This window comes from Burkholderia sp. IO2, from assembly GCF_029522185.1.
In the GTDB taxonomy this organism is placed as follows: domain Bacteria; phylum Pseudomonadota; class Gammaproteobacteria; order Burkholderiales; family Burkholderiaceae; genus Burkholderia; species Burkholderia cenocepacia.
On the sequence record NZ_JAKWFH010000091.1, the window covers coordinates 1 to 15,957 of the forward strand.

The window sequence follows — 15,957 nt, forward strand, 5'->3', positions numbered from 1 at the left end:
CGGCGCGACGGCGGCCGGCTCGCCGCGCGAAGCGGCGGCGCGCGGCGCGGTCGTGATCACGATGCTGCCGGCCGCGCAGCACGTGCGCGCCGTCTACCTCGGCGACGACGGCGTGCTGGCCGGCGCGCGCGCCGGCGCGACGCTGATCGACTGCAGCACGATCGATCCGGGCACCGTGCGCGCGGTGGCCGACGCCGCCGCGCAGCGCGACTTCCCGCTCGCCGATGCGCCCGTGTCGGGCGGCACCGGCGGCGCGCAGGCCGGCACGCTGACCTTCATGGTTGGCGCGGACGCGCCGCTGTTCGAGCGCATCCGCCCGGTACTGCTCGACATGGGCAAGAACGTCGTGCACTGCGGCGGCACCGGCACCGGCCAGATCGCGAAGATCTGCAACAACCTGCTGCTCGGCATCTCGATGATGGGCGTATCGGAAGCGATGGCGCTCGGCGCCGCGCTCGGCATCGAACCGGCCGTGCTGGCCGGCATCATCAACACGTCGACCGGCCGCTGCTGGAGTTCGGACGCGTACAACCCGTATCCGGGCGTGAGCGACACGGCGCCAGCCGCACGCGGCTATGCGGGCGGCTTCGCGGCGAACCTGATGCTGAAGGATCTCGGGCTCGCGACGGAAGCCGCGCGCAGCGCGCATCAGCCGGTCTGGATGGGCGCGCTCGCGCAGCAGCTGTATCAGTCGATGAGCCAGCAGGGGCTCGGCACGCTCGACTTCTCCGCGTGCGTAAAGCTGTACGAGGCGCAGCCGGCCTGACCTGCCCGGCCGACGCCGGACGTGCGTCGACCCGCGATGGGCCGGAACGGCATCGCGGGTCGGTTTGCCGGCGGGGGAAGAAAAACGCGGGCGGCGGCGTCATGCCGCCGGTCGGTCAACCGCGCGGGTTCGACGCCGTCTCGAAGGTCGGATGGCACTCGAACGCGAGTTCGGAGCGGGCGTCGACGCGGCGGCCGCCGGTCAGCGATTCCTGCTTCACGCTTGCGCGCATCCCGCGCTGCGTGCAGTAGTTGGTGGCTTCGTTGACGGCCTTCTCGTGGGCGTCGGCCCACGTCGTCGACACGCCGATCGTGCGCGTCGTCACGGTGAACACGTTCGGGTTCGACGTCGCGGTCACGTCGGAAGCAGTCGAACACGCGGCGAGCAAGCATGCAGCAGCCGCAATGGTCAACCATCGCAGGGTTCGAAAAGAGACTGGAATGGACATGGAGGGCAGGCGCACGCCGGTCGACGTGCATTGAACAACATAGGCGACAGTATGCCTGCTCGATCGCCGGAGATCATGCCCCTTTCGGTGAACACATTGTTTCGAATGGTTAAACGATGGCCAAATCTGGCAAGAATTACAGCCGTCGCCGGCCATCGTTTTCGTACGTCAGGTCATTTCGCCCGGCATGCCCGCCGGCGCGGCCGCTCACGCCGGCGCGACGGTCAATGTGCACCCGCCTGACGGATTCGAGCGGATGCTTCCGCGAGGTTGCGCCACGCCGGCTGCCCCGGCGCGTAGCGCGCGCGGATGTACGCGGCAAGCTCGGCCATCTGCCGATCGTCGAAGGCATCGCCGAAGCCCGGCATGTAGCCGAGCCGGTCGGTGGCCGGCTGGTCGATCCCGTGGTGCAGCACGCGCAGCAGGTTGTCCGGCGTCGCCTGGCTGACGCTCGTGTTGAGCCCCATCAGCGGACGCACGCCGAAATGCCCGACACCGCCCGATTCCGCATGACAGACCGCGCACGCGGCTTCGAACGCGCGGCGGCCGTTCTCGAGGCCGAGCGTCGCGACGGTGTCCGCGCCGCGCGCGTGGCCGGCGGCCGCGTTCGCGGCGACCGCCGCATCGACGGGCGGCGACAGCGACGCCAGATAGTGCGCGATCGCCTGCACGTCGGACTCGGGCAGCGCCGCGAGCCCCGCGACGACGGGCGCCATCGGCCCGGCCGCGACGCCGTGCTGCGCCGAGAACCCGGTGCGCAGATAGTCGAACAGCGCGCCTTCGGTCCATGGCACCGGCGCGGCCGGCGACGCGACGAGCGGCGGCGCGACCCATCCTTCCGCTTCGCCGCCCGACAGGTAGGCGAGGCCGCCCTTCTCCGCGCCGAGCGCGTTGCGCGGCGTATGGCAGGCGCCGCAGTGTCCGGCGCCGTCGACCAGATACTTGCCGCGATTCCACATCGCCGAACGCGCCGGGTCCGGCGCAAACGGCCGCGCGTCGTGATACAGCCAGTTCCAGCCGGCCACGAGCCGCCGCTGGTCGAGCGGGAACGGCAGCTTCGTCTTCGGCGGCACGTGCTTCACCGGCGGCTGCGACATCAGGTACGCATAGAGCGCGAGCAGATCGGGCTCGCTCAGCTTCGCGAATGCGGTGTACGGAAACGCCGGATACAGGTGCGAACCGTCGCGCGAGATGCCTTCGCGCATCGCGCGGGCGAACGCCGGGTATGACCACGCACCGATGCCGGTGTCCGGATCGGGCGTGAGGTTCGTCGTGTAGATCGTGCCGAACGGCGTATCGAGCGTGAGGCCGCCCGCGTTGGTCGCGCCGCCGGGCGCCGTGTGGCATACCGCGCAATCGCCGGCGAGCGCGACCTGGCGGCCGCGTTCGAGCATCGCCGCGCTCCACGTCGCGCCGTCCGCGCCGCCGGGCGCCATCGACGCAACGGGCGCGATCGGCGCGGGGCCCGGCAGGATCGCGCACGCCAGCCCGATCAGCCCGCCGACCACCCCGCCCGCGCCGCCGCCGGCCAGCCAGCGGCGCCAGCGCGACGCGCGGCGCGGGGCTGCTTGCCGGCCGTCGCCGGCATCGAACGGCACCGGTTGCGCGAGCGCGGCGCGAATGTGCGCGGCATCGAACGGCGGTGCGCGAAACCGCACGCCCGTCGCGTCGTACAGCGCGTTCGCGATCGCGGCAGCGGCCGGCGCGGCCGCCTGTTCGATCCGCCGCGCATCGTGTTCGGACAGGTCACCGTGCGCGCGACGCGCGGCCGCGTCGACTGCAATCAGTTCGTGCGCGATCGCGTCGGCCCGCTCGCCGGCACCGGTCTCGTCGTGCGCGGGCCGCGCGGACAACCGTGCGCCCATCACGCGGGAAATCGCGGCCTCGATCTGCCACGCGGGCAGGCCGGCCAGCGACGCGTCGCCCGGCTCGCCGGTGCCCTGACCGGCCACCACGCGCCGCACCGAGACGTCGCCCGTCGCGCAGTCCACGTCGAGATCGACGACCCACGCGGACCAGCGCGGATCGCGGTCATGGTCGGCATCGTCGCCGGATGCGGTTGCGTGCGCATCGACACGCTCGCCATCGAATGCGAAACCGCGACCGCTGACACGCGACGCCGCGTTCGCCCCGGCCGCAGCCGGCACCCCCCAGGCGGCGCGTTCGCTGACCATCCGGATCGTTTCGCGCGGCCCCGCATCGCGCTCGGCATCGAGATGCTGCAACCGCAACGCGACCGGGTCGCGCCGCAACGCGCCCGCGAGTTCGTCGACGAAGGACTCGCGGGCAAACACGTGCGCGTGACCGGGAATCGCGCCATCTTCATCGGCCAGTTCGATCGACGTCTGCGCGTGCCGGTAGACGAATGGCGATGCGGGACCGCGCCCGGCACGCTCGTCCACACCGCGAGCATCGTCCCCGCCCGCGCCGGCCGCCTGCGCGCGATAGCGCCAGGTCGTCATCCGGCCGTCGGGCGCGGTCCGTGTTTCGATATCGAACGATGCATGCGTGTACGCAGCGCCGATCGGCCACGCGTAGCGCGCGCGATGCGGGCGCGATGCGTCGGCGGCCGCGTCATCGGGCGGCGCCGGTTCCGTCACGCGCGCCGGCGCCACGGGCGAACCTGCGTCATGCTTCATCGCCGCCTCGCAGATAGCGTGCGGCGCGATGCACCGCGCGAATGATCTCCAGATGCGTGCCGCAACGGCACAGGTTGAAGCGCAGCGCATCCCGGATCGCCGCATCGTCGGGCGCGGGGTTGCGATCGAGCAGCGCCTTCGTGCTCATGATCATCCCGTTCAGGCAATACCCGCATTGCGCGGCCTGCTCGTCGATGAACGCGCGCTGGATCGGATGCGGCGCGTCGCACGACCCGAGCCCTTCCAGCGTCGTGACGTCGCGTCCATGCGCGGCGGCGGCCGGCACGACGCATGAACGCGTGGGCTGCCCGTCGACGAGCACCGTGCACGCACCGCATTGCCCGAGCCCGCAGCCGTATTTCGGGCCATTGAGCGCGCAGTCGTTGCGCAGGACCAGCAGCAGCGGCGTGTCGGGCATGGCGTCGGCGACGGTGTACGGCGTGCCGTTCACGCGAAACGCCAGCGGCCGCGGCGGAGAAGCGGGATGGGACATTGATCGATCCGGAATGCAGAATGCGGGCCGAGTCGGCCGGCGGCGGGCACGGCCGCCGGCTGGCGCTTGTCGGCGCGCGCCTGACATATAACACGCCGAAATGCGTGCGTTGCGGCGCATCGGCCCCGCACCGGCGAGGCGGCTGCACGGCGCCGGCCGGCGCGGGCGCCGCGCGTCAGGCCGCGGCCGCCACGTTGCTGCGCGACGGCGCTTCGAGCGGCACGTCGAATACGTCGTATCCGAACACCCACGACGGATCCTCGTTGGTGCGCAGCCACGTGTTGTTGTGCGACACGAGCTGCACCTTCGACGCGCGCGCCGCGCGGTTCGCCTCGTACAGCGCGAACGCACCCGCATGGTCGCCGATGCCGACCTCGTCGAGACAGCGCGCGAGCATCGCCGCATCCTCGATCGCCATCGCCGCGCCCTGCGCCATGTGCGGCTTCATCGGATGGCACGCGTCGCCGAGCAGCACGAGACGGCCGCGACTCCACAACGGCAGCGGATCGCGTTCCAGCAGCGGCCATTTGGTGATCGACGGCGAGACGTCGATCAAATGCTGGATGTCGGCGTGGAAACCGGCGAACGCCTCGCGCATCTCGTCGCGGCTGCTGTCGACCATCGACACGCCTTCCGGCCACTCGGCCTGCGGCACGCCGGTCACGTAGTAGTACTCGTCGCGCTTCTCGGTCACGTAGTAGACCATCATGTGGCGATCCTCCGACCACCACTTCACGCACATGTCGTACGGCTTGTTGCCGAGCAGCGCGGCCGGGAACACCGCGCGGTGCGCGACGTAACCGGTGTAGCGCGGCGGCTCCGCACCGAGCAGGTGCTCGCGGATGCGCGAATTCACGCCGTCCGCGCCGATCGCGATGTCGGCCGTCTCGACGCTGCCGTCGGCGAACGTCAGGCGCACGTCGCTGCCGGTGTCCTCCACCGCCGCGAGCTTCTTGCCGAAGCGGATCGTGCCGGGCGTCACCGCCTGCGTCATCAGCGCATGGAAATCGCCGCGATGCACGGTCAGGTAGCGCGCGCCGTAAGTCTTGCGCGCGTAGTCGCCGAGCGGAATCTGCGACAGCACGTCGGCCGTGCGCCAGTCGCGGCTGTACCAGAAATCCGGATGCGAACCCATCGTCTCCAGCGCGTCCTCGCAGCCGATGCGCCGCATGATCTTCATCACGTTCGGGCCGAGATGGATCCCCGCGCCGAGGCGCGAGAACGCGGGCGCCTGCTCGTACAGCGCGACGTCGTAGCCGCCGCGCTGCAGCAGCGCAGCCGCGGCCGTGCCGCCGAGACCGGCGCCGATGATTGCGATACGGGGTTTGCTCATGCGGATCTCCTGATCGTGGGTGGCCCGTTGCCGAACACGGTGCAAGGACGGGCGGATTGAATGGCGCTTATGCAGCGTACACACTCAATTTATTCAGGACAAGCGGATTGTTGATCGACATCGCCACATTCGGGAAATCACTAATAAATCGATAAAATCCCGCGCACAACAACAATCCAGCCGTGTCGAACGTCATTTTGATCCATTTGCCATTTTCAAATGTACACACTAGACTTTGCCCAACATCCGGCGATCCCGCGCCAGCGTGCCGCCCCCTCCTTACCGACACGGAGCCTCCCGTCATGAGCAAGACCTACCGCATCGGCCAGATCGTGCCGAGTTCCAACACGACGATGGAAACGGAAATTCCCGCGATGCTGCGGCTGCGCGAAGCGATCCGCCCCGAGCGCTTTACGTATCACTCGAGCCGGATGCGGATGAAGAAGGTCGTCAAGGAAGAACTCGCGGCGATGGACGCCGAATCGGACCGCTGCGCGGTGGAACTGAGCGATGCGCGCGTCGACGTGCTCGGCTACGCGTGCCTCGTCGCGATCATGGCGATGGGGCACGGCTACCACCGCGTGTCGCAGGCGCGCCTCACGAAGCACACGGCCGACAACGGCGCGCAGGCGCCGGTGCTGACGAGCGCGGGTGCGCTGGTCGACGCGCTGAAGGTGATCGGCGCGAAGCGCATCGTCGTCGTCGCGCCGTACATGCTGCCGCTCACCGAGCTGGTGGTCGACTACATCCGCAACGAAGGCTTCGACGTGCTCGCGTACCGCGCGCTGGAAATCCCCGATAACCTCGACGTCGGCCGCCACGATCCGGCGCGCCTGCCCGACATCGTGAAGACGCTGCCGTACCAGGACGCCGACGCGATCGTGCTGTCCGCGTGCGTGCAGATGCCGTCGCTGCCCGCCGTCGCGAAGGTCGAGGCGATGACGGGCAAGCCGGTGATCACCGCCGCGATCGCGACCACCTACGCGATGCTGCGCGAACTCGATCTCGAACCGGTCGTGCCCGGCGCCGGCGCGCTGCTGTCCGGCGCGTACTGAGCGCCGCCGCTACTTCGGAGCATCTTCATGTCCTCGACTTTCCTGTACGGCGCGAACGTCCGCGCCAACGGCATCCGCCAGCACTATCTGCGCTACGGCGGCGCGACCGGCGCACGCGCGTCGCGCCCGGCGATCGTGCTGATTCCCGGCATCACGAGCCCCGCGATCACGTGGGGCTTCGTCGGCGAAACCTTCGGCGCGGCGTTCGACACCTACGTGCTCGACGTGCGCGGCCGCGGGCTGTCGGACGCGTCGCCGTCGCTCGACTACAGCCTCGATGCACAGGCGGACGACGTCGCGGCGCTCGTCGCCGCGCTCGATCTGCCGCGCACGAGCCTCGTCGGCCATTCGATGGGCGCGCGGATCGCCGCGCGCGCGGCCCGGCGCGGCATCCGCGGGCTCGCCTCCGTCGTGCTGGTCGATCCGCCCGTCTCGGGCCCGAACCGCCGCGACTACCCGGGCAAGCTGCCGTGGTACATCGACTCGATGGCGCTCGCGCGTGCCGGCACGGACGCCGAAGGCATGCGCGCGTTCTGCCCGACCTGGACCGATGCCGAGCTGCAGTTGCGCGCCGAATGGCTGCACACCTGCGACGAACGCGCAGTGCGCACGTCGTACGAAGGCTTCCACACCGACGATTTCCACGCGGATGCCGCACAACTGGCCGTGCCGTCGCTGCTGATCACCGCCGAGCGCGGCGACGTGGTGCGCGACGACGACGTTGCCGAGCTGCAGCGCGCGACGCCGACGATGCGGCACGTGCGCGTGCCCGACGCCGGCCACATGATCCCGTGGGACAACGCGGCGGGCTTCTACGCGGCGTTCGGCGACTTCCTCGGCGCGCCGCTCGCGCCCTGAGCGCGGCGTCCGCCGCTTTCCTTCACGCCTTTACCGGAGCCGACGATGCCAGTCAGCGATACCCAACTGATCGACGCGTGGAAGCAGGTCCTCACGCTGTCGCGCCTCGAACCGGGCCAGACCGTCACGATCCTGACGAGCGCGGCCACCCATCCGCAGACGCTGTCGTGCGCGCTGATCGCGACGCAATCGCTCGGCGCGATCGTCAACCGGCTCGACCTGCCGCCCGTCAACGGCGACAAGGCATTCAGCCGCGACCCGCTCGCCTACCTCGGCACGACGCCGCTGACCGGCAACCGCGCCGCGATCGCCGCGCTGCGCGAGAGCGACCTCGTGCTCGATCTGATGACGCTGCTGTTCTCGCCCGAGCAGCACGACATCCTGAAATCGGGCACGAAGATCCTGCTCGCGGTCGAGCCGCCCGAAGTGCTGGTGCGGATGGTGCCGACCCTGGCCGACCGCACGCGCGTGCTCGCCGCATCGAAGAAAATCGCCGCCGCGCGCGAGATGCGCGTGAGCTCGGCGGCCGGCACCGCGCTCGTGTGCCCGCTCGGCGAGTTCCCGCCGACCGCCGAATACGGCTTCGTCGACGCGCCGGGCCGCTGGGACCACTGGCCGAGCGGCTTCGCGCTGACCTATCCGAACGATCGCACCGCGCGCGGCACGATCGTGATCGACCGCGGCGACATCCTGCTGCCGCAGAAGCACTACGTGCGCGAGCCGATCGCGCTGACCGTCGAAGGCGGTTACGCGACGCGCATCGAAGGCGGCGTCGACGCCGACCTGCTGCGCGACTACATGGACACGTTCGCCGACCCCGAAGGCTATGCGATCTCGCATATTGGCTGGGGGCTGCAGCCGCGCGCGCGCTGGTCGACGCTCGGGCTGTACGACCGCGAGGCGACGATCGGGATGGACGCGCGCGCGTTCGAGGGCAACTTCCTGTTCTCGCTCGGCCCGAACAACGAAGGCGGCGGCAGCCGCACGACCACCTGCCATATCGACATCCCGCTGCGCCGCTGCACGGTCGAACTCGACGGCGAGACCGTCGTGCGCGACGGCCGCGTGACCGACCAACCCGCCTGATACCGACGAGCCCGACACCATGAACAATCTTTCCCGTCACGCCGAAGCGAACGTGTATCGCCAGCAGGGTTTCGGCACGCCGCTGCCGCCGCACGGCAACCTCGGCCTGCTGATCGTCGACTTCGTGGTCGGCTTCGCCGATCCCGCGACCTTCGGCGGCGGCAACATCGCGCCGGCGATCGCGCGCACCACGCATGCGCTGGCGCTCGCGCGCGAACGCGGCTGGCCGGTCGCGCACAGCCGCATCGTGTATGCGGACGACGGCAGCGACGACAACGTGTTCTCGCTGAAGGTGCCCGGCATGGCGACGCTGACCGAGCATCATCCGAACAGCGCGATCGTGCCCGAACTCACGCCCGCGCCGGGCGAACTCGTCGTGCGCAAGACCGTGCCGTCCGCGTTCTTCGGCACGCAACTCGCGCCGTGGCTCGCGCAGCGCGCGGTGCAGACGCTGCTCGTCGCGGGCGCCGTGACGAGCGGCTGCGTGCGCGCGAGCGTCGTCGACGCGATGTCGCACGGGTTCCGCCCGCTCGTGCTCGCCGATTGCGTCGGCGATCGCGCGATCGCGCCGCACGACGCGAACCTGTTCGACATGCAGCAGAAATATGCGGCCGTGATGCCGCTCGACGATGCGATCGCGGCGATCGACGCCGTGCAGGCCCGCGCACGCTGAGTCGCGACGCATCGCGGGCGGCGCGGGTGTGCCGCCCGCGATTGACGCTGCGCTTTTGGCGGCCTAGATTGACTTCACGCGCGCCGCCGCCCCGCACGCTGCCCGACGCCATCACCCGCCGGCCACGCCGCCCTCGACAGGACCTCTCCCCGTGAACCGCTCCGAACTGCTCGCGCGCACCGGCTGCCTGACCGTGATCCGGCCGCCCGCGCCGCCCGTGAAGCCGGCGCCCGGCCAGCCGGGCAGCCTGTCGTCCTACGTGCCGGCGCTGCCCGAAGTCTTCGTCGCGATTCTCGACGACGGCCGCATCCTCGCATTCAACGGACACGTCGATCTCGGCACCGGCATCCGCACGTCGCTCGCGCAGATCGTCGCCGAGGAACTCGACGTGCCGGCCGCGCGCGTGACGATGGTGCTCGGCGACACGGCCGCGACGCCGAACCAGGGCCCGACCATCGCGAGCGCGACGATCCAGATTGCCGCGACGCCGCTGCGCTGCGCGGCCGCGCAGGCCCGTCACGCGCTGCTCGCGCTCGCCGCCGAGCGGTTCGGCGTCGACACGGCGCGGCTGGACATCGACGACGGAACGATTTCCGCCGAGGGACACACGATCACGTTCGCCGCGCTCGTCGCCGCGCGGCGGATCGCGCTGACGCTCGACCTGAACACCCGCACGAAGGACCCTGCTCGATACCGGATCGTCGGCCGCGCGTCGCCACGCGTCGACCTGCCCGCGAAGGCGACCGGCCAGCTCACGTTCGTGCACGACATGCGCGTGCCGGGCATGCTGCACGGCCGCGTCGTACGGCCGCCGTACGCGGGCCACGACAGCGGCCCGTTCGTCGGCACGTCGCTGCTGGACGTCGATCGCGCGTCGGTGGCCGACGTGCCGGGGCTCGTGGCCGTCGTCGTGCTCGGCGATTTCGTCGGCGTGGTCGCCGAGCGCGAGGAGCAGGCGATCCGCGCCGCGCGCCAGTTGCGCGTGACGTGGCGGCCGCTGCCGGCGCTGCCGCCGCTCGACGAACCGGCCGCCGCGATCGCCGCCGCGCCGGCCAGACGGCGCGTGCTGCTCGACGAAGGCGACGTCGACGCCGCGCGATCGGAACCGGACACGCTCACGCTGTCGCGTACTTACGCGTGGCCGTTCCAGATGCACGGCTCGATCGGCCCGTCCTGTGCGCTCGCCGACTACCGCGCGCCCGGCGACGGGCGCATCACCGTGTGGTCCGGCACGCAGAATCCCGTGTCGCTGCGCTACGACCTCGCGACGCTCGTCGCGCGCGACGAAGCCGATGTCGACATCGTGCGGATGGAAGCGGCCGGCTGCTACGGCCGCAACGGCGCGGACGACGTGTGCGGCGACGCGCTGCTGCTGTCGCGCGCGGTCGGCCGCCCGGTGCGTGTGCAACTGTCGCGCGCGGACGAACATCTGTGGGAACCGAAAGGCGCGGGCCAGTCGATGCAGGTGACGGGCACCGTCACGCGCGACGGCCGCCTGCTGGGCTATGACTTCACGACACGCTACCCGTCGAACGACGCGCCGCTGCTCGCGGCGCTGCTGACCGGCGCGATCGCGCCCGAACCGCGCGTGTTCGAGATGGGCGACCGCACGGCCGTGTCGCCGTATGCGAGCCCGCATCGGCGCTTCGTCTGCGAGGATCTCGCGCCGCTCGTGCGCGCATCGTGGCTGCGCGGCGTATCGGCCTTGCCGAATTCGTTCGCGCACGATGCATTCGTCGACGAATGCGCGGCGCTGACCGGCGTCGATCCGCTCGCGTTCCGGCTGCGCCATCTGCAGGATCTGCGCGCAACCGAACTGCTGCAGGCAGTGGCCGACCGCGCGGGCTGGACGCCGCGCGCGCCGCGCCCGACGAACGAACGCGACGCATCGCGGCTCGTGCATGGCCGCGGGATCGCGTATGCGCGCTACGTGCACAGCCGCTTCCCCGGTTTCGGCGCGGCATGGTCGGCGTGGATCGTCGATCTGAGCGTCGATCGCGTGTCGGGCGAGATTCGTATCGAGCGCGTGACGGTCGGTCAGGACACGGGCACGATGATCAACCCCGATGGCGTGCGCCACCAGATCCACGGCAACGTGATCCAGGTATTGAGTCGCACGCTGAAGGAACGCGTGCGGTTCGCGGACGGCAAGGTCGCGTCGCGCGAATGGGCGAGCTACCCGATCCTGACGTTCGCGGAAGTGCCGGACGTCGACGTCGTGCTGATGCCGCGGCAAGGCGAACCGCCGCTGGGTGCGGGCGAATCGGCATCGGTGCCGGGGCCGGCGGCGGTCGCGAACGCGCTGTTCGATGCCACCGGCGTACGGTTCTACGCCCCGCCGTTCACGCCGGAAACGGTGCGGGCCGCGCTGCGCGAAGCGGGCCGGCTGATGAGCGCGGAGGCGGCCCGCGCACCGGTCACCGCGGGCGCGACGTAGGGCGGCCCGCGCCGCGCGTCACCCGTCACGCGTCGCCGTCTTCTTCCATCATCTTGCGCAGCAGGAACTGCAGCGCGACCCGCTCGCCGGGATTGAGCGCGCCATACGTGCGTTCCGTCACCTGCCGCGCGAACGGCACCGTGCGGTCGATCAGCGCGAGGCCGGCCGCGGTTGCGCGCACGATCAGCTTGCGGCCGTCGTTCGGGTCGGGCAACACCTCGATCAGCGCGCGTGTCTTGAGCCGCTCGACGACGCCGCGAATCGTCGCCTGGTCGATCGCGGTCGCCTTGACGATGTCGTTCAGCGAACACGCCTGCCGCTCCTTGACCGCGCACAGCGTCACGAACTGCGCGGCCGTGAGATCCGAATCGGGAATCGCTTCCTGGAAAATCGAAACGTGCCGCTGATACGCGCGGCGCAGCAGATGCCCGACCTGGTCGTGAAAATCGTACGAATCCTTGGAAGACGCCATGAGAGTGCCGGCCCACGCCTGCATGCAAATGAAAGACAAGCAGTGTACACCCTCAAATCGGTGCGACCGGCGACCGGCCGGGCGCGTCATTGCGGTGCATCATGATTCGCGGCATCGCGTGCAAGTCGCGCGTGACGACCGCCCGATCGCGGCGATGCGTCCGACCATCGCATCGGTGCGCCGGCCGGGTCGAGCACCATCGCAACGCCTGCCGGACATGCGCTCGCGTGCTGCGGCAGATCTTCGTGCACACACTTCAATTTTGAGTGCATACGCACGAATTTCGTGCATGCCTCCCGCGATGAACCGACCTTTTCAGCGCACGCTCCATATCGAGCAAAACCCCTTTTCAAACACGGCCTTTTCTCATGCAAACGCTTGCTTTTCGGCGGCCATATCCATGCCTGTGCGCTTCGGTATTTTCTAGTGTGTACGCTACGTATTTGACGTGATATACAGACTCCAGTGCGCAGCGGAACGTCCGCTCGCGTCGATCGAGCCACCCATTCATCCGTCACACTCGAACAGGGGCAGTCCCATGTCTACCGCACACCCGAGCGCCGCCGTTTCCCCCGACGACGCGCTGCACGGCACTCTCTATCGCAAGGTCACGCTGCGCCTCATCACCCTCTTCTGCCTGTGTTACTTCGCGGCCTATCTCGACCGCATCAACATCGGGCTCGCGAAGCTCCAGATGCTCGACGCGCTGAAGTTCAGCGACACCGTGTACGGCCTCGGCGCCGGCCTGTTCTTCGCCGGCTACATCCTGTTCGAAGTCCCGAGCAATCTGGTGCTGCAACGCGTCGGCGCGAAGCTGTGGATCGCGCGGATCATGATCACGTGGGGTCTGCTGTCGGGTGCGACGATGTTCGTGCACACGCCGATGCAGTTCTATATCGTGCGCTTCCTGCTCGGCGCCGCCGAAGCCGGCTTCCTGCCGGGCGTGCTGCTGTACCTGACGCAGTGGTATCCCGATGCGCGCCGCGCGCGGATCGTCGCGCTGTTCATGGTCGGCCTGCCGCTGTCGAGCATGATCGGCAGTCCGATCTCCGGCTGGATCATGCGGGCGTTCGACGGCGCGCACGGGCTCGGCGGCTGGCAGTGGCTGTTCCTGCTCGAGGCGCTGCCGTCGGTGCTGCTCGGCTTCGCGGTGCTGCACTGGCTGCCCAACGGCATCGAATCCGCGCAATGGCTGAACGCCGACGAGAAGCGGGTGCTGCGCGCGAATCTCGACGCCGATCCGTCCGGCAACAAGAGCCACGCGCTCGGCAAGGCGTTCTCCGATCCGAAGGTGTGGGCGCTCGGCTTGATCGACCTGTGCGTGCTGCTCGGCCTGTATGCGGTGAGTTTCTGGCTGCCGACGATCCTGCGCGACACCGGCGTGAAGGACGCGTATCACATCGGCTGGCTGATGGTGATCCCGAACGCCGCCGCCGTGCTCGCCACGCTGTACTGCGGCGCGAGCTCCGACCGCGCGCGCGAGCGCCGCTGGCATATCGTCGTACCGTTCATGGTGTCGGCCGTCGCGCTGGCGATCGCGGCTTCGTCGTCGCACGGCACGCTCGGCACGGTGCTGCTGTTCTCGCTGATCAACGCCGGCGCCGCCGCCGCGATGCCGGTCGTGTGGGCGCTGCCGTCGACGTTCCTGAAGGGCTCGGCCGCCGCCGGCGGCATCGCGTTCGCATGCTCGATCGCGAACCTCGGCGGCTTCGGCAGCACCTATTTCATCGGCTGGCTGCGCGATACGTTCCATTCGCAAAGCGCGGGCTTGTATGGTTTTGCCGCATGCATGCTGGTCGGCTGCGCACTCGCGCTCGCCTACCCGGCCCGGCTCGTGAACCGCTGACGCCTCGCGCCGCGCGCGCGACGCTCCCTTTTTACAACCGCGTCGATCGCGCGGTCTGCTCCCACGCTCCCCACGTCCTCCCGCGCACGCCGCCATCCCGGCGCGTGCGCGCTGCCTGCCCCACGCCGCCGTGGTTCGCCGGTTTTTGCGCCGCACAGGCACGTCGATTGCGTCATCCCCGCGCCCGCCATCCGGCGGACAGCATCTTCCTTCCAACCGGCGCTGCGCTCCGCGCGGTTCTCTGCGCGGCGGTCCCGCATCGCAATGCAGGTTTCCTGAACGAGAGGACGACATGAAATCAATACGAACGATAGTGGCCCTGTGCTCGGTCATTTCCATGCTCACGGCATGCGGCGGCGGCGACGACGCCGGGACCGTACTCGGCATCTCGAAGCCGCAGGCGCGCTTCATCAACGCGGTGCCGGCCGGCCCGAACCTCGATTACTACCTGAATGCGAAGGTCGATCAGTCAGGTGTCGCCTACAAGGGCGTGACGCGCTATCACGACATCGATTCGGGCACGCAGACCGCGAGCTACGACGTGTCGGGCACGACCTCGACCGTCGCGTCTCAATCGTTCAGCGCGGCGAACGGTCACCATTACACGACGATCGCGCTGCCGAGCACGACGTCGCTGATCTCCGTCATCGACGACCCGTACGACAAGGGGCTGCTGTCGGACAAGGCGCGCGTGCGCAGCTTCAACGCATCGCCGAACGCGCAGAACGTCGACGTGTACGTCGTCGCGCCGGGCACCGACATCACGACGGTCAGCCCGACGATGGCGGGCGCGGCCTACCAGAACGCCGTCCCGGCCACGACACAGGATTCGGTCTACCTGAACGGCGGCACCTACCAGGTGGTCGTCACGACGGCCGGCAGCAAGTCGCCGATCCTCAAGACCGCACCGGTCAACATCGGCAACAACGCCGACTGGCTGCTGCTGACGATCCCGTCGGGCGGGGTCGGCGACGTAACGCCGAACGACATTCACGTGCTCGTCGCCCAGGGCAACGACGCCGATACGTCCGCGCAGGAACTCGGGCCGCAGTAAGGGCCGAAAACGATCGCGGCGGCCGGTGCGCTCGCATCGGCCGCCGCGTGTCGGTCAGCGGTATCAGTCGTCGGACCGTTCGAGGCAGATCACGTGCTCGGCGCGTGTGCCGTCGCCGTGCTCGATATCGACGTCGCCGACATGGCGCACACGCCAGCCCGGCCGCGTCGCGATCTGCGGCATGTTGCCGGACGGCCGGCTCTCGATCCCGCCGAGCCCTTCGTCGGGCGTGTCGATCGCCTCGTCGAGCGACGCGTTCGAATAGATCATGTTGTCCTGCAACTCCGACGCGCCGGTGCGCGCCTCCATGCCCTTGCCGTCGACGTCGACCGTGTTGTCGGTCATCGCCATGTTCGCGTTGTCGAGCGTGACGATCCGGCCGGCGGCCCGGCGCACCGGATCGCCGCTGTCGACCGCATGCGCGTCGACGTCGATCGCCGGCAGGCCGGTCGGCATCTTCCCGGCGACCGCTTCCGGCGTCAGCGGACGCCGCGCCACCTGCGCGGCCTGGGTCGCCGCGTCGGGCATATCGCCGGCCGCCGGTGTCTTCACCGGGCTTTTCTCGATCTGTTCCCGCTGCTTTTCCGGGGTAGGGTTCGATTCCGCGTTCTGCATCGCACCTCCTTGCCCGGCCGGCGGACGCCGGCGTCACGCCGTCGCCGCCGGGCCGGAAATCGCTACAACGGTCCTTGCAAATCTTTCATGCGCACGGCCGCGCACGCACGCCGTCCGGCGCGCGTGCCCGCCGGCACCGCACCCGCGCGGCGGACGACGCGCCGCCGCGCCGCCCGCCCGAC

At 69.7% G+C, this 15,957-nt stretch carries 14 protein-coding genes; 8 read left to right on the forward strand and 6 right to left on the reverse strand.

The features are described from left to right. On the forward strand, nt 1-766 hold a 766-nt coding region (gene mmsB, locus MMB92_RS33315; protein WP_277563217.1), incomplete at its 5' end, for a 3-hydroxyisobutyrate dehydrogenase. 115 nt (nt 767-881) lie between these two features. On the opposite strand, the gene MMB92_RS33320 is transcribed toward mmsB, so the two are convergent. From MMB92_RS33320 to MMB92_RS33335, 4 genes are all read right to left on the reverse strand, one after another. After that, complete coding sequence (locus MMB92_RS33320) at nt 882-1,214, reverse strand: hypothetical protein (RefSeq protein WP_034178297.1); 333 nt, start codon at nt 1,212-1,214, stop codon at nt 882-884. 224 nt (nt 1,215-1,438) lie between these two features. Next, on the reverse strand, nt 1,439-3,853 hold the full coding sequence (locus MMB92_RS33325) for a cytochrome c (RefSeq protein ID WP_277563218.1): 2,415 nt from the start codon (nt 3,851-3,853) through the stop codon (nt 1,439-1,441). Next, nucleotides 3,843-4,346 (reverse strand): (2Fe-2S)-binding protein, encoded by a 504-nt coding sequence (locus MMB92_RS33330; protein WP_058902944.1) that lies wholly within the window; start codon nt 4,344-4,346, stop codon nt 3,843-3,845. Before MMB92_RS33330 ends, MMB92_RS33325 begins: the two co-directional genes overlap by 11 nt. Before the next feature lie 175 nt (nt 4,347-4,521). After that, nucleotides 4,522-5,679 (reverse strand): FAD-dependent monooxygenase, encoded by a 1,158-nt coding sequence (locus MMB92_RS33335; RefSeq protein WP_006495202.1) that lies wholly within the window; start codon nt 5,677-5,679, stop codon nt 4,522-4,524. A 302-nt stretch (nt 5,680-5,981) separates the two neighbouring features. Here MMB92_RS33335 and MMB92_RS33340 point away from each other — a divergent pair, with 302 nt between their 5' ends. The 5 genes from MMB92_RS33340 (at nt 5,982) to MMB92_RS33360 (ending at nt 11,788) form a co-directional block, all read left to right on the forward strand. Further along, a complete protein-coding gene (locus tag MMB92_RS33340; RefSeq protein ID WP_006483547.1) occupies nt 5,982-6,734 on the forward strand; it encodes an Asp/Glu racemase in 753 nt (250 codons plus the stop codon). Between the two features lie 27 nt (nt 6,735-6,761). Then, the gene (locus MMB92_RS33345) at nt 6,762-7,592 is read left to right on the forward strand and encodes an alpha/beta hydrolase (RefSeq protein ID WP_006495203.1); all 831 of its coding nucleotides are present in this window, start codon (nt 6,762-6,764) and stop codon (nt 7,590-7,592) included. A 45-nt stretch (nt 7,593-7,637) separates the two neighbouring features. After that, the gene (locus MMB92_RS33350; RefSeq protein ID WP_062885446.1) at nt 7,638-8,678 is read left to right on the forward strand and encodes a hypothetical protein; all 1,041 of its coding nucleotides are present in this window, start codon (nt 7,638-7,640) and stop codon (nt 8,676-8,678) included. Nucleotides 8,679-8,697: 19 nt separating this feature from the next. Beyond that, entirely contained in the window at nt 8,698-9,351 is a 654-nt protein-coding gene (locus tag MMB92_RS33355; RefSeq protein ID WP_277563219.1) for an isochorismatase family protein, read from the forward strand. Nucleotides 9,352-9,502: 151 nt separating this feature from the next. Continuing rightward, nucleotides 9,503-11,788: a molybdopterin cofactor-binding domain-containing protein gene (locus MMB92_RS33360; RefSeq protein WP_080323724.1), complete on the forward strand. Its 2,286-nt coding sequence runs from the start codon at nt 9,503-9,505 to the stop codon at nt 11,786-11,788. 25 nt (nt 11,789-11,813) lie between these two features. Here the strand turns inward: MMB92_RS33360 and MMB92_RS33365 are convergent, their stop codons facing one another. Further along, a complete protein-coding gene (locus tag MMB92_RS33365) occupies nt 11,814-12,260 on the reverse strand; it encodes a MarR family winged helix-turn-helix transcriptional regulator (RefSeq protein ID WP_006491051.1) in 447 nt (148 codons plus the stop codon). Nucleotides 12,261-12,798: 538 nt separating this feature from the next. On the opposite strand from MMB92_RS33365, the gene MMB92_RS33370 reads away from it, so the two are divergent. Next, nucleotides 12,799-14,106: an MFS transporter gene (locus tag MMB92_RS33370; protein WP_277563220.1), complete on the forward strand. Its 1,308-nt coding sequence runs from the start codon at nt 12,799-12,801 to the stop codon at nt 14,104-14,106. Between the two features lie 292 nt (nt 14,107-14,398). After that, complete coding sequence (locus MMB92_RS33375; protein ID WP_006491053.1) at nt 14,399-15,160, forward strand: DUF4397 domain-containing protein; 762 nt, start codon at nt 14,399-14,401, stop codon at nt 15,158-15,160. 63 nt (nt 15,161-15,223) lie between these two features. Here the strand turns inward: MMB92_RS33375 and MMB92_RS33380 are convergent, their stop codons facing one another. Then, nucleotides 15,224-15,775 (reverse strand): DUF3005 domain-containing protein, encoded by a 552-nt coding sequence (locus tag MMB92_RS33380; protein WP_277563221.1) that lies wholly within the window; start codon nt 15,773-15,775, stop codon nt 15,224-15,226. Nucleotides 15,776-15,957 lie beyond the last annotated feature (182 nt).